23 protein-coding genes are annotated in these 18,650 nt (G+C 60.0%); 10 read left to right on the top strand and 13 right to left on the bottom strand.

Annotated features, from left to right (window positions below):
- Positions 1 to 25 precede the first annotated feature (25 nt).
- The 3 genes from phoU to AC07XF_RS23895 all read left to right on the top strand — a co-directional run bounded on the left by phoU (position 26) and on the right by AC07XF_RS23895 (position 2,982).
- Entirely contained in the window at positions 26 to 787 is a 762-nt protein-coding gene (gene phoU, locus AC07XF_RS23885; protein ID WP_007992846.1) for a phosphate signaling complex protein PhoU, read from the top strand.
- A gap of 167 nt (positions 788 to 954) precedes the next feature.
- Positions 955 to 1,875: a response regulator gene (locus tag AC07XF_RS23890; protein ID WP_495028438.1), complete on the top strand. Its 921-nt coding sequence runs from the start codon at positions 955 to 957 to the stop codon at positions 1,873 to 1,875.
- A gap of 210 nt (positions 1,876 to 2,085) precedes the next feature.
- The gene (locus AC07XF_RS23895; RefSeq protein WP_495028439.1) at positions 2,086 to 2,982 is read left to right on the top strand and encodes a peptidoglycan DD-metalloendopeptidase family protein; all 897 of its coding nucleotides are present in this window, start codon (positions 2,086 to 2,088) and stop codon (positions 2,980 to 2,982) included.
- A 166-nt stretch (positions 2,983 to 3,148) separates the two neighbouring features.
- Here the strand turns inward: AC07XF_RS23895 and AC07XF_RS23900 are convergent, their stop codons facing one another.
- The 3 genes from AC07XF_RS23900 to phoB form a co-directional block, all read right to left on the bottom strand.
- Entirely contained in the window at positions 3,149 to 4,489 is a 1,341-nt protein-coding gene (locus tag AC07XF_RS23900; RefSeq protein ID WP_007992853.1) for a hemolysin family protein, read from the bottom strand.
- Positions 4,490 to 4,612: 123 nt separating this feature from the next.
- The gene (phoR, locus tag AC07XF_RS23905) at positions 4,613 to 5,899 is read right to left on the bottom strand and encodes a phosphate regulon sensor histidine kinase PhoR (RefSeq protein WP_495028459.1); all 1,287 of its coding nucleotides are present in this window, start codon (positions 5,897 to 5,899) and stop codon (positions 4,613 to 4,615) included.
- A gap of 75 nt (positions 5,900 to 5,974) precedes the next feature.
- The gene (gene phoB, locus AC07XF_RS23910) at positions 5,975 to 6,664 is read right to left on the bottom strand and encodes a phosphate regulon transcriptional regulator PhoB (protein WP_003229608.1); all 690 of its coding nucleotides are present in this window, start codon (positions 6,662 to 6,664) and stop codon (positions 5,975 to 5,977) included.
- Between the two features lie 153 nt (positions 6,665 to 6,817).
- On the opposite strand from phoB, the gene AC07XF_RS23915 reads away from it, so the two are divergent.
- The gene (locus tag AC07XF_RS23915) at positions 6,818 to 7,201 is read left to right on the top strand and encodes a COG4315 family predicted lipoprotein (RefSeq protein ID WP_495028440.1); all 384 of its coding nucleotides are present in this window, start codon (positions 6,818 to 6,820) and stop codon (positions 7,199 to 7,201) included.
- 78 nt (positions 7,202 to 7,279) lie between these two features.
- Here AC07XF_RS23915 and ubiA read toward each other — a convergent pair whose 3' ends face one another.
- Together ubiA and AC07XF_RS23925 are read right to left on the bottom strand one after the other, a co-directional pair.
- Positions 7,280 to 8,170, bottom strand: coding sequence for a 4-hydroxybenzoate octaprenyltransferase (gene ubiA / locus AC07XF_RS23920; protein WP_495028441.1), 891 nt, complete (start codon positions 8,168 to 8,170; stop codon positions 7,280 to 7,282).
- Entirely contained in the window at positions 8,170 to 8,733 is a 564-nt protein-coding gene (locus AC07XF_RS23925; protein WP_495028442.1) for a chorismate--pyruvate lyase family protein, read from the bottom strand. Before AC07XF_RS23925 ends, ubiA begins: the two co-directional genes overlap by 1 nt.
- 201 nt (positions 8,734 to 8,934) lie before the next feature.
- Here AC07XF_RS23925 and AC07XF_RS23930 point away from each other — a divergent pair, with 201 nt between their 5' ends.
- From AC07XF_RS23930 to AC07XF_RS23940, 3 genes are all read left to right on the top strand, one after another.
- On the top strand, positions 8,935 to 9,105 hold the full coding sequence (locus tag AC07XF_RS23930) for a rubredoxin (protein WP_007995385.1): 171 nt from the start codon (positions 8,935 to 8,937) through the stop codon (positions 9,103 to 9,105).
- Positions 9,106 to 9,123: 18 nt separating this feature from the next.
- On the top strand, positions 9,124 to 10,272 hold the full coding sequence (locus tag AC07XF_RS23935) for an NAD(P)/FAD-dependent oxidoreductase (RefSeq protein ID WP_495028443.1): 1,149 nt from the start codon (positions 9,124 to 9,126) through the stop codon (positions 10,270 to 10,272).
- A 194-nt stretch (positions 10,273 to 10,466) separates the two neighbouring features.
- Positions 10,467 to 10,742: an HU family DNA-binding protein gene (locus AC07XF_RS23940; RefSeq protein ID WP_003213368.1), complete on the top strand. Its 276-nt coding sequence runs from the start codon at positions 10,467 to 10,469 to the stop codon at positions 10,740 to 10,742.
- A 121-nt stretch (positions 10,743 to 10,863) separates the two neighbouring features.
- Here the strand turns inward: AC07XF_RS23940 and AC07XF_RS23945 are convergent, their stop codons facing one another.
- Entirely contained in the window at positions 10,864 to 11,085 is a 222-nt protein-coding gene (locus AC07XF_RS23945; RefSeq protein WP_495028444.1) for a DUF1161 domain-containing protein, read from the bottom strand.
- Positions 11,086 to 11,205: 120 nt separating this feature from the next.
- The gene (locus AC07XF_RS23950; RefSeq protein WP_495028445.1) at positions 11,206 to 11,421 is read right to left on the bottom strand and encodes a dodecin; all 216 of its coding nucleotides are present in this window, start codon (positions 11,419 to 11,421) and stop codon (positions 11,206 to 11,208) included.
- 157 nt (positions 11,422 to 11,578) lie between these two features.
- Here AC07XF_RS23950 and AC07XF_RS23955 point away from each other — a divergent pair, with 157 nt between their 5' ends.
- Complete coding sequence (locus AC07XF_RS23955; RefSeq protein ID WP_495028446.1) at positions 11,579 to 11,902, top strand: ElaB/YgaM/YqjD family protein; 324 nt, start codon at positions 11,579 to 11,581, stop codon at positions 11,900 to 11,902.
- Here the strand turns inward: AC07XF_RS23955 and AC07XF_RS23960 are convergent.
- Entirely contained in the window at positions 11,899 to 12,792 is an 894-nt protein-coding gene (locus tag AC07XF_RS23960) for a LysR family transcriptional regulator (protein ID WP_495028447.1), read from the bottom strand. The genes AC07XF_RS23955 and AC07XF_RS23960 overlap by 4 nt on opposite strands.
- Positions 12,793 to 12,916: 124 nt before the next feature.
- Between AC07XF_RS23960 and trpB the strand changes: the two genes are divergently transcribed.
- Together trpB and trpA are read left to right on the top strand one after the other, a co-directional pair.
- Positions 12,917 to 14,152, top strand: coding sequence for a tryptophan synthase subunit beta (gene trpB / locus AC07XF_RS23965; protein ID WP_108231771.1), 1,236 nt, complete (start codon positions 12,917 to 12,919; stop codon positions 14,150 to 14,152).
- Positions 14,152 to 14,964: a tryptophan synthase subunit alpha gene (gene trpA / locus AC07XF_RS23970; RefSeq protein WP_495028448.1), complete on the top strand. Its 813-nt coding sequence runs from the start codon at positions 14,152 to 14,154 to the stop codon at positions 14,962 to 14,964. Before trpB ends, trpA begins: the two co-directional genes overlap by 1 nt.
- A 116-nt stretch (positions 14,965 to 15,080) precedes the next feature.
- On the opposite strand, the gene AC07XF_RS23975 is transcribed toward trpA, so the two are convergent.
- The 5 genes from AC07XF_RS23975 to AC07XF_RS23995 all read right to left on the bottom strand — a co-directional run bounded on the left by AC07XF_RS23975 (position 15,081) and on the right by AC07XF_RS23995 (position 18,486).
- Positions 15,081 to 17,042: a DUF7844 domain-containing protein gene (locus AC07XF_RS23975; RefSeq protein ID WP_495028449.1), complete on the bottom strand. Its 1,962-nt coding sequence runs from the start codon at positions 17,040 to 17,042 to the stop codon at positions 15,081 to 15,083.
- Positions 17,039 to 17,359, bottom strand: coding sequence for a DUF2388 domain-containing protein (locus AC07XF_RS23980; RefSeq protein WP_495028450.1), 321 nt, complete (start codon positions 17,357 to 17,359; stop codon positions 17,039 to 17,041). The genes AC07XF_RS23975 and AC07XF_RS23980 overlap by 4 nt, the downstream gene beginning before the upstream one ends.
- A 27-nt stretch (positions 17,360 to 17,386) precedes the next feature.
- Positions 17,387 to 17,704 (bottom strand): DUF2388 domain-containing protein, encoded by a 318-nt coding sequence (locus AC07XF_RS23985; protein WP_116262497.1) that lies wholly within the window; start codon positions 17,702 to 17,704, stop codon positions 17,387 to 17,389.
- A gap of 107 nt (positions 17,705 to 17,811) precedes the next feature.
- Complete coding sequence (locus tag AC07XF_RS23990; protein WP_204932536.1) at positions 17,812 to 18,132, bottom strand: DUF2388 domain-containing protein; 321 nt, start codon at positions 18,130 to 18,132, stop codon at positions 17,812 to 17,814.
- A gap of 144 nt (positions 18,133 to 18,276) precedes the next feature.
- A complete protein-coding gene (locus tag AC07XF_RS23995) occupies positions 18,277 to 18,486 on the bottom strand; it encodes a DUF1127 domain-containing protein (RefSeq protein WP_495028451.1) in 210 nt (69 codons plus the stop codon).
- Positions 18,487 to 18,650: the final 164 nt, after the last annotated feature.

The following is an 18,650-nucleotide window of genomic DNA, read 5'->3' on the forward strand; positions in this document are numbered from 1 at the left end:
TCACAGCTTTTGCGGAGCAGACAACATGATTTCTAAGGAAGGCCTTACACACCACATCTCCCAGCAGTTCAACGCCGAACTGGAGGAAGTGCGCAGCCACCTCCTGGCCATGGGCGGGCTGGTCGAGAAGCAGGTCAACGACGCGGTGACCGCGCTGATCGAGGCCGACTCCGGCCTGGCCCAGCAGGTGCGCGAGATCGACGACCAGATCAACCAGATGGAACGCAACATCGACGAAGAATGCCTGCGCATTCTGGCCCGTCGTCAGCCGGCAGCGTCCGACCTGCGCCTGATCATCAGCATTTCCAAATCGGTGATCGACCTGGAGCGCATCGGTGACGAAGCGACCAAGATCGCCCGTCGCGCCATCCAGCTGTGCGAAGAAGGCGAAGCGCCGCGCGGTTACGTCGAGGTTCGCCACATCGGCGACCAGGTGCGCAACATGGTTCGTGACGCACTGGACGCCTTTGCCCGTTTCGACGCCGAGTTGGCCTTGTCGGTGGCGCAGTACGACAAGATCATCGACCGCGAATACAAGACCGCCCTGCGTGAGCTGGCCACCTACATGATGGAAGACCCGCGTTCTATTTCGCGGGTTCTGAGCATTATCTGGGTGCTGCGTTCGTTGGAGCGCATCGGCGACCACGCGCGCAATATCTCGGAGCTGGTGATCTACCTGGTACGCGGCACCGACGTGCGGCACCTGGGTCTCAAGCGCATGAAGGAAGAAGTTGAAGGGACCAGTGGCGAAACCGCTAATGTTCCGGGCAAAACTGACGATAAGTAAGGTTGCCCAAGTAAAGCGCCCGGCCTATTGGCCGGGCGTTTTTGTTTGCGGCACACGAATTCGAAAAGCAGCACCCGCGAACGAAAAGTCCGGCGTGACTGAAGGTTTTTGGCAATGTGCCATCAGCAAAGCGGTATGCTGGCCGGGATTTTTTAAAGGGGTGATGGATGAGTAAGGTCAGTGTGTTGGTCGTGGACGACGCGTCGTTCATTCGTGACCTGGTGAAGAAGTGCCTGCGCAATTATTTCCCGGGCATGCGGATCGAAGATGCGATCAACGGCAGAAAGGCCCAGGCCATGCTGGTAAAGGAAGCATTCGACCTGGTCCTGTGCGATTGGGAAATGCCGGAAATGTCCGGCCTCGAACTGCTGACCTGGTGCCGCGAGCAGGACAACCTCAAAACCATGCCGTTTGTGATGGTGACCAGCCGTGGCGACAAGGAGAACGTCGTCCAGGCGATCCAGGCCGGAGTATCCGGATATGTCAGCAAGCCGTTCACCAACGAGCAACTGATCACCAAGGTCAAGCAGGCGCTGCACAAGGTCGGCAAACTCGACGCCTTGATCAACGTGGCCGCGACCAAAACGAGTCCGGCATTCGGTAACGACTCCCTGAGCGCATTGACCGGCGGCAAGGCTGCCGTGGTCGCGCCTGCCGCCGCGCCTGTCGCTGCTCCGACTGCCGCTCCGTCCCGTGGCCTGCTCAACAGCCCGCCGGTCAAGGCTCCTGCGGCCTCTTCGGCATCCGTCAGTGGTCGTGGCCAGGGTCAGTTGCGCTTGCCGAACGGCATCGCGCAATGCGTGATCAAGGCCCTGAGCCTCAAGGAAGCCCTGTTGGTGGTCAAGCGCACCGAGACCCTGCCGCAGATCCTCGACAGCGCCGTGCTGGACCTGGAGCAGGGCGACAACGCCGAAGTCGCCCGCCTCAACGGCTACCTGCACGCCGTCGTGGCCCACGAACCGAAGCCCGACAGCGACTGGCTGCAACTGACCTTCCGCTTTGTCGATCAGGATGCGCAGAAGCTTGATTACATCTCGCGCCTGATTGCGCGGGGTACGGCGCAGAAGCACTTCATTCCTGGCGCTTGATACTACATCGCCTGTCAGTCCGTCTTCGCGAGCAAGCCCGCTCCCACATTTGAAATGCATTCCAAATGTGGGAGCGGGCTTGCTCGCGAAGGGGTCATTGGCTTTGTCAAAAATCTTCTGAACGGCCCATTCTGAAACATCTGTCGACTACCCGGGTCCATTGCAGCTGCTAGGCTCAATCCCAGGCCTCACTCGACAGAATCCTTGCCCATGTTCACGCGCCTGCTGTTTTTATGTGGCCTATTCATGGTCGCCACCTCGGCCGTGGCGATGACCATCTACAAGTCCAAAGACGCCTATGGCGTGGTTTCCTACAGCGACCGCCCCAGCAAAGGCGCCCATGTATTCGTTTTTCGCGATGGCATGGTCGAGCACCTTGAGCGTCAGGTGCGCCTCATCATCATGAAGAAGAAAGGCGTGCACAGCGTGTACGTGCGCAATGACCTGTATGCACCGGTAGAGGTCGAATTGAGTTTCGCCGGGGTGAAGAACGCCAGCGGGGCGCCGGGGCAGACGATTCGGCGCGTGATACCGCAACGCACCAGTGTTCGTCTGGCACAGCTCACGGCGACTAAAGCGGGACGGCCGCTCGCCTACGTTCCGAAGTTCAAGTACTCCCTGGGCGACCCCACAGGCGCCGTCGTGGGCTATCGGTATCCGTTGCCCTGGCGTGGCGGGCCGTTCCGGATCAGTCAGGGTGCCAATGGCCCCTACAGCCACTTTGGCCCCAAGAGCCGCTACGCCATCGACATTGCGATGCCCGAAGGCACGCCGATCATTGCAGCGCGGGGCGGGGTGGTGGTGAAAACCGAGAACCGCCAGAGCGGGCGCGGCACCGATGCATCCGGCAATTTCGTGCGGGTGCTGCACGATGACGGGACCATGGGCGTTTACCTGCACTTGAAGAAAGGCTCGGTCTGCGTTCGGGAAGGTCAGCGGGTAACGGTCGGCAGTGCATTGGCGTTGTCTGGCAACACCGGCAACAGCACAGGTCCGCATTTGCACTTCGTGGTGCAGCGCAATACCGGGCTGGGGCTGGTGTCGATTCCATACCAGTTCAACCAGCCGGTAAGTGCGCTGCCCAACTTTGCGTTGGGCAAGCAGTGATCACGGCGCGGAGGGTGTAAGAGGCTTTGTGGCGAGGGAGTTTGCTCCCGCTCGGCTGCGCAGCAGTCGTAAGCTCCATGAATACGGTATGTGTGGTTTTGGGGCCGCTTCGCTGCCCAGCGGGAGCAAGCTCCCTCGCCACGGGAGCTCGCCGCCACAGCTGCAATCAATCCAGCATCAACACCTTGGCCAGAACAATCTTCGGCCCTTTCATCTTCTTGATGATGATCCGCAGGCCTTCGACTTCCAACACTTCTTCCTCTTCGGGAACGCGCTTGAGGCTCTCGTAGACCAGCCCGGCAAGGGTCTCGGCTTCGACGTGGTCGAGGTCGATGCCCAGCAGTCGTTCAACCTTGAATAGCGGTGTATCGCCTCGCACCAGCAGCTTGCCCGGCTGATACGCGAGGATCCCGCGTTCGGCCTTGCGGTGTTCGTCCTGGATATCGCCCACCAGCACTTCCAGCACGTCTTCCATGGTCAGGTAGCCGATGATGTTGCCGTCGGCCTCTTCGACTACGGCGAAGTGCGAGCCGCCCTTGCGGAACTGTTCCAGCAACTGCGACAGCGGCATGTGCCGCGACACGCGCTCCAGCGGGCGGGTCAGTTCGGCAAGGTTGAACGACTCGGGAATGTGGTCGAGCGCCGCCAGTTCCAGCAGCAGATCCTTGATGTGCAGCAGGCCGACGAACTCCTGGCGTTCGCTGTCGTACACCGGGTAGCGGCTGAACTTGTGGCGACGGAACATCGCCAGGATCTGCTTGAGCGGTGCGTTGAACTCCAGGGTCACCAGGTCTTCGCGGGAGTTGGCCCAGTCGACCACTTCCAGCTCACCCATTTCCACCGCCGAGGCCAATACACGCATGCCTTGGTCGCTCGGGTCCTGGCCACGGCTGGAGTGCAGGATCAGTTTCAGTTCTTCACGGCTGTAGTGATGCTCGTGATGCGGGCCGGGCTCACCCTGGCCGGCGATGCGCAGGATCTGGTTGGCGCTGGCGTTGAGCAGGTAGATGGCCGGGTACATGGCCCAGTAGAACAGGTACAGCGGCACGGCGGTCCACAGCGACAGCAATTCGGGTTTGCGGATCGCCCAGGATTTGGGGGCCAGTTCGCCGACCACGATGTGCAGGTACGAAATGATGAAGAACGCGGTGAAGAACGAAATCGCCTTGACCACTTCGGCGGAATCGACGCCCACGGCACTCAGCACGGGTGCCAGGAGGTGGGCGAACGCAGGTTCACCGACCCAACCCAGGCCCAGGGAGGCGAGGGTGATACCCAATTGGCAGGCCGACAGGTAGGCATCGAGCTGACTGTGCACGGTGCGCAGGATGTGCCCGCGCCAGCCGTTTTTATCAGCGATGGCCTCGACCCGGGTCGAGCGCAGCTTGACCATGGCAAATTCCGCCGCAACGAAAAATCCGTTGAGCAAAACCAGGATCAGAGCAAAAAGAATCATGCCGAAGTCGGCGAAAATTGTAGCGAGGGTCAAGCCAGGGGAAGGGTCCATGATGGAGTTTTGCTGGTTCCGTGTATTCGAAAGGAAAGAAAAGTCCGCACCTGAAAGGCAGGCGCAAGTCAGCCAATGTAGCGGCTGACTTGGCGGTTGCCTAGTGGCGCGTGCTGGCCGGTATCAATCGGCGGTGCTGATAACCCGTGATTTGGTGACTTGAGCCGGGGCAAAGTGGCAAGTAAAGGTACTGCCGTGGCCCGGCACGCTGCTGATTTCCATCCGTGCCCGATGCCGTAACAAAACGTGTTTGACGATCGCCAGCCCCAGGCCGGTGCCACCGGTGTTGGAGTTGCGGCTGGAGTCGACGCGGTAGAAGCGTTCGGTCAGGCGCGGCAGGTGTTTGGCGTCGATGCCGATCCCGGAATCCTGCACGCTCAGATGCGCGCCCTGGTCATCACCCCACCAGCGAATGCGGATATTGCCTTCGGCCGGGGTGTATTTCACCGCGTTGAACACCAGGTTGGAAAAAGCGCTGCGCAACTCCGCTTCGCTGCCCTTGAGCAGAATCGTCGGGTCGGCCTCCAGGGTAATGCGCTGGTTCTTCTGGCCGGACAGTTGCTGGGCATCGCTCTTGATCGATTGCAGCAAGCAATCGACCGGCACCGGCTGGTTGTCCGACGGATAGTCGGTGGCTTCCAGCTTGGCCAGCAACAGCAGGTCGTTGAGCAAGGTCTGCATGCGTCCGCCTTGTTGCTGCATCTGCTGCAAGGCGCGGCTCCAGCGCGGGTTCACCTCGTCGACATTATCGAGCAAGGTTTCCAGGTAGCCGCAGATCACCGTCAACGGGGTGCGCAGTTCATGGGAAACGTTGGCGATGAAGTCTTTGCGCATCTGTTCCAGCTGATGGATGCGCGTCACATCACGTACCAGCATCAGGTGTTCGTTGTTGCCGTAGCGGGTGATGTACAGCTGAATGCGCACGCGGTCGTTGGTCGGCGAAGGGATTTCCAGCGGCTCGGCGTAACTGTCTTGCTCGAAGTATTCCTTGAAGCGCGGATGGCGCACCAGGTTGGTCACCGGTTGGCCGCTGTCCTGTGGCGTCTTGAGACCCAGCAGGGTTTCGGCGGCGCGGTTCCACCATTCCAGGTTGCCGTCGGTGTCGAGCATGATCACTGCGTCTTTCAACGCGGCGGTGGACTCCTGAACCCGGTCGATCACCGCTTGCAGGCGCCCGCGTACCCGTTGGTCGCGGCGTTGCAGGTGGTAGATGCTGTCGAACACTTCGCCCCACAGGCCGTAGCCGTCGGGTGGCGCTTCATCGGGTTTATGCAGGCGCAGCCACTCGTGCAGACGCAGCAACTGTTTGAGGGTCCAGGCCAGGTAAAGACCCAGGCCTGCGGCGAGGCTCCAGCCGTAGTAGCCGGAAATCAGGCCGATCACCAGGCAGGCGGTGACCAGCAGCAGCATGTGGCGAATCAGGGTGCCATGCCAGTTTTGGTTCACGAAAAAAATACGTCCTTGAAAGTGGAACCGCTGCGATCATCAGGCCTTGGTTGAGAACCGGTAGCCAGTGCCGCGCACGGTTTGTACCAGATTTTCGTAAGCATCGCCGAGTGCTTTGCGCAGGCGTCTAATGTGCACGTCGACGGTACGCTCTTCGACATAGACGTTGCCGCCCCAGACCTGATCCAGCAACTGACCACGCGTGTAGGCGCGCTCCTGGTGGGTCATGAAGAATTGCAGCAGGCGGTATTCGGTCGGGCCCATCTCGGCGGGACGGCCGTCGATGGTCACGCGATGGCTGATCGGGTCCAGCAGCAGGCCGCCGACTTCGATCGGCGCTTCGCCATCGGTAGGACCGGCACGGCGCAGCACAGCCTTCAGGCGCGCCACCAGCTCACGCGGGGAAAACGGTTTGGTGATGTAGTCGTCAGCGCCGACTTCCAGGCCCTGGATCTTGTTGTCCTCTTCACCCTTGGCGGTGAGCATGATGATCGGGATGTCCCCGGTCAGCTCATCACGCTTGAGACGACGGGCCAGCTCGATGCCGGATGTGCCGGGCAGCATCCAGTCGAGCAGGATCAGGTCCGGTTTGCGGTCGACGATAATGGCGTGGGCCTGCTGGGAGTTTTCAGCCTCCAGGCAGTCATAGCCGGCCATTTCCAACGCAACGGCGATCATTTCGCGAATAGGCGCTTCGTCGTCGACGATCAGAATGCTCCTGCCAACCATGCCCTTAATCCTCTTGTCATTTAACTGTCTTGCGCCGCATTAGATAACGGAATTATTGCAGTCGTGTGACAGTATTTTAGTTGACCGGCGATTGGCTGGATCCTGGGCTAAGCTCTAATTCCGAATCCTGACAACCACAAAAGGAAGGTTTCCATGAACTACATTGCTCAATCCTGGAAGGCTTTGCTGGTCACTGCTGCGTTAACGCTGCCGACACTGGCCTTGGCCGCCGACCCGGCGATGATGAAAGACGGCATGATGGTCGATCACAAAGGCATGACGGTCTACACGTACGACAAGGACGCGGGCGGCAAGTCGATGTGCAACGGCGAGTGCGCCGAGTACTGGCCACCAATGATGGCGCCGGCGGGTGCCAAGGCTGAAGGTAAATGGACAGTCGTCAAGCGTGACGATGGCATGATGCAATGGGCCTATGGCGGCAAGCCGCTGTATTACTACAAGGACGACAAGGCACCCGGAGAAATGAAGGGCGACAAGAAAAAAGACGTCTGGCACGTCGTTCACGAGCATATGTAACGGTTGTAGCCTGCCGCACTGGATCGCTGCCTTCGTTGCTCTGCAGGAGCTGCTGAAGGCGGCGATCTTTTTGATGCTTCAACGCAACGCGTAATCCAGCATAATCCCGACGAAAATCGCCAAACCCGCCCAGTGATTGTGCAAAAACGCCTTGAAACAACGCATGCGGTCCTTGTCGCGGGTGTACCAGAACTCCCACGCAAAGCAGCCCGCCGCCACCAGCAATCCGAGGTGGAACCAGCCGCCGAGGTCAAACTTCGACCCCGCCAGCAGCAGGCAACCCAACGCCAACCCTTGCAGGGTCAGGATGATCACCCGGTCCGCTTCGCCAAACAGAATCGCCGTGGATTTCACGCCGATCTTCAAGTCATCGTCGCGGTCGGTCATCGCGTAATAGGTGTCGTAGCCCACCGTCCACATCAGGTTGGCGATGTACAACAGCCACGCGGCTGCCGGCAGTTCACCGGTTTCAGCGGTGAATGCCATCGGCATGCCCCAGGAAAACGCCGCGCCCAGCACCACCTGCGGGTAATAGGTGTAGCGCTTCATGAACGGGTAGCTGAACGCCAGCGCCAGGCCGCCCAGCGACAGCCAAATGGTTGCAGCGTTGGTGCACAGCACCAGCAGGAAACTCACACCCATCAGCAACGCAAAGAACACCAGCGCTTCTTTGGAGCTGATCTTGCCGCTCACCAGCGGCCGCTGTTCAGTACGCTTCACATGGCCGTCGACCTTGCGGTCCGCCCAATCGTTGATCACGCAGCCGCCGGCGCGGGTCAGCACCACGCCGAGGACAAAAATCACAATGTTGGCCAAGGATGGCGAACCCTTGCCGGCAATCCACAGCGCCCACAGCGTTGGCCAGAGCAGCAGGTAAATGCCGATCGGCTTGTCCATGCGGGTCAGCTGAATGAAATCCCAGGCCCGAGGGTTCAAGCGGTTCAAGGACTTGAGCAGGCTTTGGTACATCAACGGTCCTCCGGTTGGGCGCGTGCGGCGTCCCACAGGGTCGGCAGGAAAATCTCGGCCACCAGTACGCTCAACGCACCACGATCAAAGCGCGAGCGGCGGCCCCACAGTTCCGGCGCCCGCACCTCGCTCGGCAGCCACGCCGATGGGTAATGACAAACCTCGATGGTCCGGCGCTCAAAGGCCTGATCGCAAAACAGCAGTTCCCCCAGCGAGCGGCTACCCAATTCGTCCATGTGCAAGCCGTCACCCTGCAACGCACTGCGCGCGGCGACACTGCGAGCAAACACCAAGGCTTCACCGTGACCGCGCAAATACACCTCGCGTACCCAACCTTCACTGCCTTCGGCCAGGTCCAGCGCTGCGCATTCGTCGGCGCGCAAGGGCTGCCAGCCTTCGAACAGCGGTGTGACGCTGAAGGCATCATTCGTCAGATGAATAAGGCGCCTGGTCAGCGAGCCATAATCGAACAACCAGTCGAGGATAGACGTGTCGGGGAGGGGCGACAGTTGGCTTTGAGAGAGCCAGAGCAGGGGCGCAGAGGGGGCTTTTGTGTGTTGCACAATGAGTCATTATTGGCAGCAAATGAGGCGGCGAGCTTAACATGTCAGCTACCGATATTGAGTGAAATGGCCTGCCGTTGCGCCGAACAGGCTTGCATCTGCCCGGCCCCATCAGTACAAAACGCCCTGAGCCGGACGGCAGCGCTTCAACCATCGACCGTCCGTGCCGGCAAAACGCCTGAATCCTGAGGAAGTACCTGAATGAAAAAGTGGCAATGTATCGTGTGCGGCCTGATCTACAACGAAGCCGACGGTTGGCCTGACGACGGCATTGCGCCGGGCACCCGTTGGGAAGACGTCCCGGCAGACTGGCTGTGCCCGGACTGCGGTGTGGGCAAGATGGATTTTGAAATGATCGAAATCGCTGCCTGAACAATTGAGGAGTAAGGAATGAACGCACCTGTCGTCATCATTGGCACTGGTCTGGCTGGCTACAACGTCGCCCGCGAGTTTCGCAAGCTCGACAGCGAAACCCCGCTGCTTTTGATTACCGCCGATGACGGGCGCTCCTACTCCAAGCCGATGCTCTCCACCGGTTTCGGTAAAAACAAGGATGCCGACGGCCTGAGCATGGCCGAACCCGGCGCCATGGCCGAACAACTCAAGGCCGAAATACGCACCCACACGCGCATCAGCGGTATCGACCCGGGCCACAAGCGCCTGTGGATTGGTGAAGAAGCAGTGATCTACCGCGATCTGATCCTGGCCTGGGGCGCCGAAACCGTGCGCGTGCCCATTGAAGGCGACGCGGCGGATTGCGTATTCCCCATCAACGACCTGGAAGACTACGCACGCTTCCGTGCGGCAGCAGCCGGCAAGCGCCGCGTGCTGCTGCTTGGCGCCGGCCTGATCGGCTGCGAGTTTGCCAACGACCTGACCCTGGGCGGCTACGAAGTGCAACTGGTTGCGCCGTGCGAACAAGTCATGCCGACCCTGTTGCACCCGGCGGCCGCGGCTGCCGTGCAGGCTGGCCTTGAAAGCCTCGGCGCGCGCTTCCACCTTGGGCCGGTGCTCAACCGCCTGCAACGCGTGGCCGATGGCCTGGAAGCACACCTGTCCGATGGCCAGGTAATCCCGTGCGACGTGGTGGTCTCGGCCATTGGCCTGCGCCCACGCGTCGACCTCGCGGCAGCGGCCGGGTTGCAGGTCAACCGTGGCGTCATGGTCGACCGGCACCTGAAAACCTCCCACGCCAACATCTACGCCCTGGGCGACTGTGCCGAGGTCGATGGGCTGAACCTGCTGTACGTCATGCCCCTGATGAGCTGTGCGCGAGCGCTGGCCCAAACCCTTGCCGGCAACCCGACCGCCGTCACCTATGGCCCGATGCCGATCACCGTCAAAACCCCGGTCTGCCCGTTGGTGGTGTCCCCGCCGCCACGGGGCGCAGAGGGCATTTGGACTGTCGAAGGGCAGGGCGCCGACATCAAGGTTTTATGCCGTGACGCCACTGGCAAACTGCTCGGTTATGCCCTGACAGGCGCGGCCGTGATGGAAAAACTGGCCCTGAACAAAGAGCTTCCGGCCCTGCTGGCATAAATACCGGTCGTTCTGTCGGAATCACCCCCCTTTTGCCCTAACAAAGGCCGCGCCGATACTGGCGCGGGGCCTCACTGCGTGCCATCCTCACTCCCGTCTGCCGCAGAGTAGAGCATCTGCGGCGCTTTGGGCGCTGCTCCGCAGAGAGCAGCACGGACATAACAACAACAAACCGTCAAAGGGGCTTCACTCATATGCGTAAACCAGAACTCGCTGCAGCCATTGCTGAAAAAGCAGACCTCACCAAAGAACAAGCCAACCGTGTTCTCAACGCCGTTCTTGAAGAAATCACCGGTGCCTTGCACCGCAAAGACAGCGTGACGCTGGTAGGCTTCGGCACCTTCCTGCAACGCCATCGCGGTGCCCGCACCGGCAAAAACCCGCAAACCGGTGAGCCCGTCAAAATCAAGGCCAGCAACACCGTTGCGTTCAAGCCAGGTAAATCGTTGAAAGACAGTGTTAATCCGTAATCACCAAAGCCTCCCCGGATCTTGGGGAGAGCCGCAGTAAAAAATGGGCACGCCGATTGATCAATGCCCATAAAAAAGCCGACGCCATGGCGTCGGCTTTTTCATTCAAGCGGGAATCGGCCTATTTTTTATAGACGATCACTTTGGCGCCCGCATCGCATTTACCAACAACTTTCCCGCCGGCATCGGCACCTTTATCGACAATTTCCAGCGAATAACCGGAAACGCCTTTGGCATCGAGTTTCGCTGCGATTTCGGCTTTCAGTTCTTCGCATGACTTGCCGCCCGCCATTGCGGTCCCCACAAGGCTCAACAAACCTACCGCCAACATAAACTTCTTCATCGGTCGCATTCCCTGGTCGGATCATAGGGTAACCAGCTGTCAGCCGGACGCACGCAAGTAGCGTTTTGCCATTCCCTATGGCATTCGGCCGGCGTGCAAGTTCAGAAGACTAGCGCAAAGTCAGCTGCTGGCAATCCGGAACCCGACTTTCAGGGTCACCTGAAAGTGCGCTGCCTTGCCGTCCTTGATGTGCCCACGGGTCTCGGTCACTTCAAACCATTCCATGTACTTGATACTTTTGCTGGCTTCGGCCAGCGCGTTGTTGATCGCATCTTCGATACTGTTGGTGGACGAGCCGACCAGCTCGACTTTCTTGTAGGTGTGATGGTCAGACATGGCGTTCTCCTTGGCGTGTGAATTACAGCCTAGCAGTGATTTTTCCTATTTCTTCTGTTGGCCGTTCTGTGGGTGAAGTTCAGATTTTCTGCACTTTCTCGAACCCCTGAAGTCCCAACCAACACACGCCACTCATCACCAATGCAGGAGAGCCACCATGGCCAGCAACTCGTTACGCAAAGCCTCATTGCAAAGCATGGAAGCCGAGATCGAGAGTCTGCTCAAGTCTTTGGAAAGCCTGAAGGACGACGCCTCGGACGAGTCGCGTAAAACCCTCAAGACCCTGAAAAGCAACGCCGAGAATGCCTTGAAGCACTCGCGTCATCTGCTTGCCGACGCCTATGAAGAGGTCAAGGTAAAAACCCGCGAAACCGGAATCGCCACCCGGGACTATGCACAGGAACACCCCTGGACAACGGCCGGTGTCGCCGTGGGCGCATTGGGCCTGCTGGCCGCTTATCTGTTGTGCAAGCGTGATTAATCCGCTCGACTCAGTTCGTTCCTGAGCCACTGCGCCAGTTGCCGGGCGCGCCCGTCCGCGGCGCGCTTGGGTAGCCACAACGCCAGTTGTGCCGGGGTTTCACTGAAGCCCCATGGCGCAACCAGACGGCCGGCCTTCAAGTCCTCCGTCACCAGGGGCTCGGGGGCGATTGCCACACCCAGACCCGCGACGGCGGCTTCCAGCAAGTAATACAAATGTTCAAATCCCTGACCGTACTTCAATGCCCTGGCGTCGAGGCCGCGTGGTTGCGCCCAGTTCGGCCAGGCTTGCGGGCGTGATGTGGTGTGCAGCAAGGGTTCGTTCAGCAGTGCAGTTTCCGGCGCTTCCTTGAGCCGTTCATAGCCGACGAAACGAGGGCTCATGACCGGGCCGATACGTTCGCTGGCCAGTTCAAAAACCTGCATATCCGCCGGCCAGGGCGGCTCGGCAAATACCAACAAGGCATCCAGCCCCGGTCTTCGCGGATCGAGATCGCCTTCTCCGGCCGACAGGTGCAGGCGCAAGTCGGGCAGGTCAGCATTGAGTCTCCCCAGACGCGGGATAAACCAGCGCGCCAGCAGGCTTCCCGAGCAACCGAGCACGAATGGAGCATTGGCTGTGCTTTGTGTGAGTTCGGCGCAAACGCTGCGCAGACGTTCGAAGGCTTCGCTGCTGGCGTCACGCAGACGCAACCCGGCATCTGTGAGTTTCAGGCCGCGACCGTCCTTGATGAACAGACTCACGCCCAAGTGTTCTTCCAGGACTTTCAATTGCCGGCTGACGGCCCCATGGGTGACGTGCAACTGTTCAGCCGCCTGACTGACGCTGTTCAAGCGGGCAGTGGCTTCGAAGGCGCGCAGCGCATTCAGCGGAGGAAGGTCATGGCTCATGGGATCTGTGAGTTTTCCTGACAGGTTGCGGCGATCTTATCGGTTTTCAGGCCGGGGCGTCAGGGGTAGAGTGAAGCCCACTATCTCTTTATGCATCACTTCACGCCTTCAACTGGAGCGCCCCATGACCCAGACTAATCTGCGCAACGGCCCTGATGCCAACGGCCTGTTTGGCGCGTTCGGCGGCCGCTACGTTGCCGAAACCCTGATGCCGTTGATCCTCGACCTGGCCCGTGAATATGAGTTGGCCAAGGAAGATCCTGCATTCAAAGAAGAACTGGCCTACTTCCAGCGCGACTACGTCGGACGTCCAAGCCCACTGTATTTCGCCGAGCGTCTGACCGAGTTCTGTGGCGGCGCGAAGATCTATCTCAAGCGTGAAGAGCTGAACCACACCGGCGCGCACAAGATCAACAACTGCATCGGCCAGATCCTGTTGGCGCGGCGCATGGGCAAGAAGCGCATCATCGCCGAGACCGGCGCCGGCATGCACGGTGTGGCCACGGCCACCGTCGCTGCGCGTTTCGGTCTGGATTGCGTGATTTACATGGGCACCACTGACATCGAGCGTCAGCAGGCCAACGTGTTTCGCATGAAGCTGCTGGGCGCCGAGGTGATCCCGGTGGTGGCCGGCACCGGCACGCTGAAGGATGCGATGAACGAAGCCCTGCGTGACTGGGTAACCAATGTCGACAGCACGTTCTACCTGATTGGCACCGTGGCCGGTCCGCACCCTTACCCGGCAATGGTCCGCGACTTCCAGGCCGTGATCGGCAAGGAAACCCGTGAGCAATTGCAAGCCCAGGAAGGTCGCCTGCCGGACAGCCTGGTGGCGTGCATTGGCGGTGGTTCCAACGCCATGGGGTTGTTTCACCCGTTCCTCGACGACAAGAGTGTCGAGATCATCGGCGTTGAAGCCGCCGGTTACGGCATCGAGACCGGCAAGCACGCGGCCAGCCTGAATGGCGGCGTTCCTGGCGTCCTGCACGGCAACCGTACCTTCCTGCTGCAGGACGATGATGGTCAGATCATTGATGCCCACTCGATCTCTGCCGGCCTCGACTACCCGGGCATTGGCCCGGAACACGCCTGGTTGCACGACATTGGCCGCGTTCAGTACACCTCGGTGACCGACGACGAAGCCCTCGCCGCGTTCCACCAGTGCTGCCGCCTGGAAGGGATCATCCCGGCCCTGGAAAGCGCCCATGCCCTGGCTGAAGTATTCAAGCGAGCACCGAGCCTGCCAAAGGATCACCTGATGGTGGTCAACCTGTCCGGCCGTGGCGACAAAGACATGCAGACCGTGATGCACCACATGGAACACTCTCAACACGAGCCATCAAAGCAGGAGAAACACTGATGAGCCGCCTGCAAACGCGTTTTGCCGAACTCAAGGAACAGAACCGCGCCGCCCTGGTGACCTTCGTGACCGCTGGCGATCCGGGCTATGACACGTCCCTGGCAATCCTCAAAGGCTTGCCGGCGGCTGGCGCCGACGTGATCGAGCTGGGCATGCCCTTCACCGACCCGATGGCCGACGGGCCGGCAATCCAGCTCGCCAACATCCGTGCGTTGGGTGCCAAACAGAATCTGGCGAAAACCCTGCAAATGGTTCGCGAGTTCCGCCAGGACAACAACGAAACGCCGCTGGTGCTGATGGGGTACTTCAACCCGATCCACATGTACGGTGTACCGCGCTTCATTGCCGAAGCCAAAGAGGCCGGCGTTGATGGCTTGATTGTGGTCGACTTGCCGCCGGAGCATAACGGCGAGCTGTGCGACCCGGCGCAGGCAGCGGGCCTGGACTTCATTCGCCTGACCACGCCGACCACCGACGATGTACGCCTGCCGACCGTTCTCAACGGCAGCTCCGGATTCGTCTACTACGTGTCGGTGGCCGGTGTGACCGGCGCCGGTGCCGCCACGCTGGAACACGTCGAAGAAGCGGTCGCCCGTCTGCGCCGCCATACCGACCTGCCGATCAGCATCGGTTTCGGTATCCGGACTCCGGAACAGGCGGCGTCCATTGCACGTCTGGCTGATGGTGTGGTGGTGGGCTCGGCATTGATCGACCAGATCGCCAATGCGGTAACCGCGGATCAGGCCGTCGACGGCGTATTGAGCCTGTGCTCGGCGCTGGCGGACGGCGTGCGTAAAGCCCGCGTCAGTTGAGCTGAACACTGACCCGCTGTAGGAGCGAGCTTGCTCGCGAAGGCGGTATATCAGTCAACAAGGATGTTGAAACTGATGGCCTTTTCGCGAGCAAGCTCGCTCCTACAGGTTACGGATCAAGGCAACTCTATCCCGCCTGATGCCTTGTGCAGTTTGCGCAAGTGCTCACCAATCTGCTTCACGTTGGCCTCGTTGGCGGCCATTTCGGCGGCCCGGTCCGGTTCAAGCAACGCTCTTACTTCTTTGTCCAGATCCCCGGACAGCGCCAGGAGCTGCTTCTGGCGCTGGCTGCTTTCCGATTCCAGATGCTCCCACTCGCTCGGCTGCGGCAAGCCATAACCGCTGGTGCCCAGCAGTTCCGCCGGACGGCTGAGGAAGCCACTGTTGGCGAGAATGTCCTTGAGCGTCTGGTTGGCCTTGTCCATGCCGCCGTTTTTCAGTTCGCGGGCGCCCAGATAACGCTGCTTCACTTCATCCTGGGCCAACAACAACTGCTGACGGAAACTCGCCTGCTCCAGCAGAAGCAACGCCGCACTGGTGCGCAAATCGGCCTGCTCGAACCATTGCCGGCGCTGTTCGGCCTTCAAGTCGAGCCAGTCTTCGACGGTGTCCTGTTTGATCGGCAACTGCTTTTTCAGGATCTCGAACATGGCCTGATAGCGCTCGCGGAAGGAGTCGAAACGATAACCCAGGCGCAGGGCTTCTCGCGGATCGTCCAGCACACTGGTGTCCGCCAGTCCGCGGCCCTTCAGCACTTCCAGCAAACCGTTGGGCATGATGTTGTCGAGCCCAACCAGTTGCGGGTTGTTGGTGCCGCCGCGCAGTAACTTCAGTTCTTCCACAGCGCAGTTGTTTGACAGGAAGAAGTAGTTGCCGTCATAGCTCCAGTGCATCTCGGCGGCACGTTCCACCACATCTTCGATCTCGTTGCGCGACAGGTTCAGGGGCACGGAGGCCAGGCTGCGCAATTCGGTCTTGGTGTATTCGTCGATGACTTGGGACAGCGGCAGGATAAACAGCCGCGACGGGTATTTACCGACCAGGCCATCCCAGCTCGACAGTTGTACGTCGCCGACGAAGGCGCGGTACGACAGCACCAGATGCTGGTCCAGGTCCAGTCGACAATCCGGTCCGCGTGGTCGGCCCGGCGCGCAGATCACCAGGCGCAACATGCTGTGGCCCCAGCGGCTGAACAGGTTCTGGTTAGCCTCGGCCAGCAGATAGTCAACGGCATAGACCCGCTCCGGATCGACCTGGCCCAAAGGAGTCTTGGCGAAGTCGTTGCCGGCATTGAGGAAAGCGAAGGTCTTGTTGCAGGTGTCTTTGGCGGTGGGCGCCCAGCCGAAATGTTCCTTGTAGTAGCGGTACAGCGCGGGGCGGCGGCAGGCATAGCCCGGATCGAGGAGGAAATACTCCATGTTGACCGCGACGAATTCCTTTGGGCTGCTGGTCTCGTAGATATCCGGACTGCGGGCAATCTGGCGGTTGTGCTGTTCGCGTTCGCCGCGACGGCCAACGTATTGCTGCCAGCCGGCGAGGTCGAGCAGGCGCGGGTCGTCACTGAGGGTAAAACGCCGACCGGACTGGCCCCGGCATTGGTCGGGAATGCCAACCAGCCCAGAGCTGTTGTTGCGCTGGGTACAACGTTGAATCAGCTTGCGTTCGGCATCCGGCCACAGGCGCGAGCGATCGTAGATGTGAGTCAGTTCGTGCAACACCGTGGCCAGCATTTCCCGGCGCACAGTGCCATGGGGGCGCTGGGTTTTCCTGGTCGCGGCGCTGCCATCGGTGAGACCAGCCAGCAGGTTGCGATTCAGATCGAGCTCCGACACCAGTGACGCCTGACCGTAGGCGTTGCTCGGCATGTCATCGGTCCAGACGACGTCGATGCGTCGATCGAGTTGCTCGATAAAGCGTGGCGGCAGTGCCTGCATGGCCTCATCGAGCAGAGCCTGGCTGGCTTGCTGTTGCGCGGGGCTCAGGCCTTCGGTCTTGAGCTTGAGTTGAAGGCCTGCGTGGGCCGTGTTGCCAAGCAGCAATAGAGCTACGGCCAGTAGCCAGGCACCCGGGCGCTTCACAGAGCGAGGATGGCTTCGGCGAGAGCCTGATCGCTGGCGTCGCGAGCTTCGGGCACGCGGGTGCGCAGCAAGTCGAAAGCGGATTCCAGGTGAGCGCCACGGATGTCGCCATTGCTGGCAACGAAACTGGCGGCATCGTCCTGGGCCTCGCGCACGATCTTCGAATCGCGGATGGACGTGGTGGTGTCGGAGGTGAAATCGAGGGTGCGCTGGGTAGCACGAATCAGCATGTTACTGGTGGCAACCAGAGTATGTGCCTGGGCCACGTCGGCCAACAGCAGCAGGCCTAAGGTGGCAGCAATCAGCGGGTTACGCATGGAACGACTCCAGAAAAACAGGGATAACTATTGGACGAGAATTGCTTGTGCCAGTTCAAGGTCGCTGGCATGAAGTTTTGCCTGGGTTCGGCGCAGATACCGCAGGGCCGATTCCAGTCGTGCGCCTCTCAGTTGGCCGTCACTGGCGATGAATGCCGCTGCGTCATCCTGGGCGGCGAGCAGCAGTTTATGGTCGAAGGGGGCGGAGGTCACCAAACTTGTGGCGTAACCGCTGGCAACGATGCCTTGGGTGGACAGGTTGAAGGCGTCAAAGGCGTGGGCCGATCCACAGTAGCCAAGGGTAAAAAAGACTGGCGTGATCAAGAGACTTGAAGGAAAACGCATGAGACTCGACAGTTGAGTGTGAGTCCAAAGCCTAGCGCAAGGCCCGTTCTAGAGCCAGTGCCGAAACATTGGGGCACGTCGGGCGTGCCCCATGCCTGTGCAGTCGATTAGATCGTCAGGATTGCCTGCGCCAGTTGTGCGTCGGTTGCGCTCAACTGTGGCGCCTGGTGGCGAATGTGGTCGAGTGCGCTTTCCAGTTTTACGCCGCGGATGGAACCTTCGCTGGCGACAAAGCTGGCAGCGTCGTCTCGGGCCGCAAGAACGATCTTGTCATCCTTGAACGACGAAGAGACGACGTCGGTGGTCGCATCGGACGTGGCTTTGAGTGCATTGACGACAGCATCCGTGGTCACGATGAAGCTGCTGGCTTGGGCATTGGCAGCCACGGCAATCAGGGCCGCAGCACTGAGCAGGCGAAGACGGGACATAGGTAACTCCTTTGGGTAAAACAGTTGAAAAATGGCGCAGTGTCTGCAAAGTCAGACGCCAGACACTCGGCGTTCGCCACGTTCTGGTTTGATATTAGGCCTGTGTGTATCAGTTCGAACAGCCCCGACTATGCAAGCAGGAAGTCAGCGCCAGAACGGTTTATCCAATTCATTGCGGCGGTCGGCGTAGCTGATGCCCAGATCCGATAGCTGACGATCATCGAGCTGAGCCAGTAAACGTCGTGTTCTCGCCCTTTCCAGGCCAGCAAAGAGCCCTTTCAACAGCCCTCGAAGCCAATGCAGGCAAGGTCTCGATTGAACTGAGGAAACGGAAACATCCTGTAAGTTATTCATGGCGCGGTCCCTGTCCTTATAAGTGGAGAGCTCCATGCTGACACCGGGCGAAATTCCGCTACAGACACACTGCGGCAATATTGTACTCATCAAGTTTGTGTTTTTTGAAAACTGTACTGGTATTCAGGTTTCCCTGCTGTAAGACCAGGTTTGACAGGCCAAAA

The sequence above is a fragment of the Pseudomonas sp. GW821-FHT01C01 genome, from assembly GCF_059422645.1.

What these genes read in the sequence shown, in the direction of transcription:
- AC07XF_RS23980 (WP_495028450.1), bottom strand. Translation starts at nt 17,359, where the DNA reads ATGCGTAACCCGCTGATTGCTGCCACCTTAGGCCTGCTGCTGTTGGCC.
- AC07XF_RS23915 (WP_495028440.1), top strand. Translation starts at nt 6,818, where the DNA reads ATGAACTACATTGCTCAATCCTGGAAGGCTTTGCTGGTCACTGCTGCG.
- AC07XF_RS23935 (WP_495028443.1), top strand. Translation starts at nt 9,124, where the DNA reads ATGAACGCACCTGTCGTCATCATTGGCACTGGTCTGGCTGGCTACAAC.
- AC07XF_RS23995 (WP_495028451.1), bottom strand. Translation starts at nt 18,486, where the DNA reads ATGAATAACTTACAGGATGTTTCCGTTTCCTCAGTTCAATCGAGACCT.
- AC07XF_RS23945 (WP_495028444.1), bottom strand. Translation starts at nt 11,085, where the DNA reads ATGAAGAAGTTTATGTTGGCGGTAGGTTTGTTGAGCCTTGTGGGGACC.
- AC07XF_RS23940 (WP_003213368.1), top strand. Translation starts at nt 10,467, where the DNA reads ATGCGTAAACCAGAACTCGCTGCAGCCATTGCTGAAAAAGCAGACCTC.
- phoU (WP_007992846.1), top strand. Translation starts at nt 26, where the DNA reads ATGATTTCTAAGGAAGGCCTTACACACCACATCTCCCAGCAGTTCAAC.
- AC07XF_RS23895 (WP_495028439.1), top strand. Translation starts at nt 2,086, where the DNA reads ATGTTCACGCGCCTGCTGTTTTTATGTGGCCTATTCATGGTCGCCACC.
- ubiA (WP_495028441.1), bottom strand. Translation starts at nt 8,170, where the DNA reads ATGTACCAAAGCCTGCTCAAGTCCTTGAACCGCTTGAACCCTCGGGCC.
- AC07XF_RS23990 (WP_204932536.1), bottom strand. Translation starts at nt 18,132, where the DNA reads ATGTCCCGTCTTCGCCTGCTCAGTGCTGCGGCCCTGATTGCCGTGGCT.
- trpA (WP_495028448.1), top strand. Translation starts at nt 14,152, where the DNA reads ATGAGCCGCCTGCAAACGCGTTTTGCCGAACTCAAGGAACAGAACCGC.
- AC07XF_RS23955 (WP_495028446.1), top strand. Translation starts at nt 11,579, where the DNA reads ATGGCCAGCAACTCGTTACGCAAAGCCTCATTGCAAAGCATGGAAGCC.
- phoR (WP_495028459.1), bottom strand. Translation starts at nt 5,899, where the DNA reads ATGCTGCTGCTGGTCACCGCCTGCCTGGTGATCGGCCTGATTTCCGGC.
- AC07XF_RS23960 (WP_495028447.1), bottom strand. Translation starts at nt 12,792, where the DNA reads ATGAGCCATGACCTTCCTCCGCTGAATGCGCTGCGCGCCTTCGAAGCC.
- AC07XF_RS23985 (WP_116262497.1), bottom strand. Translation starts at nt 17,704, where the DNA reads ATGCGTTTTCCTTCAAGTCTCTTGATCACGCCAGTCTTTTTTACCCTT.
- phoB (WP_003229608.1), bottom strand. Translation starts at nt 6,664, where the DNA reads ATGGTTGGCAGGAGCATTCTGATCGTCGACGACGAAGCGCCTATTCGC.
- AC07XF_RS23900 (WP_007992853.1), bottom strand. Translation starts at nt 4,489, where the DNA reads ATGGACCCTTCCCCTGGCTTGACCCTCGCTACAATTTTCGCCGACTTC.
- AC07XF_RS23950 (WP_495028445.1), bottom strand. Translation starts at nt 11,421, where the DNA reads ATGTCTGACCATCACACCTACAAGAAAGTCGAGCTGGTCGGCTCGTCC.
- trpB (WP_108231771.1), top strand. Translation starts at nt 12,917, where the DNA reads ATGACCCAGACTAATCTGCGCAACGGCCCTGATGCCAACGGCCTGTTT.
- AC07XF_RS23930 (WP_007995385.1), top strand. Translation starts at nt 8,935, where the DNA reads ATGAAAAAGTGGCAATGTATCGTGTGCGGCCTGATCTACAACGAAGCC.
- AC07XF_RS23890 (WP_495028438.1), top strand. Translation starts at nt 955, where the DNA reads ATGAGTAAGGTCAGTGTGTTGGTCGTGGACGACGCGTCGTTCATTCGT.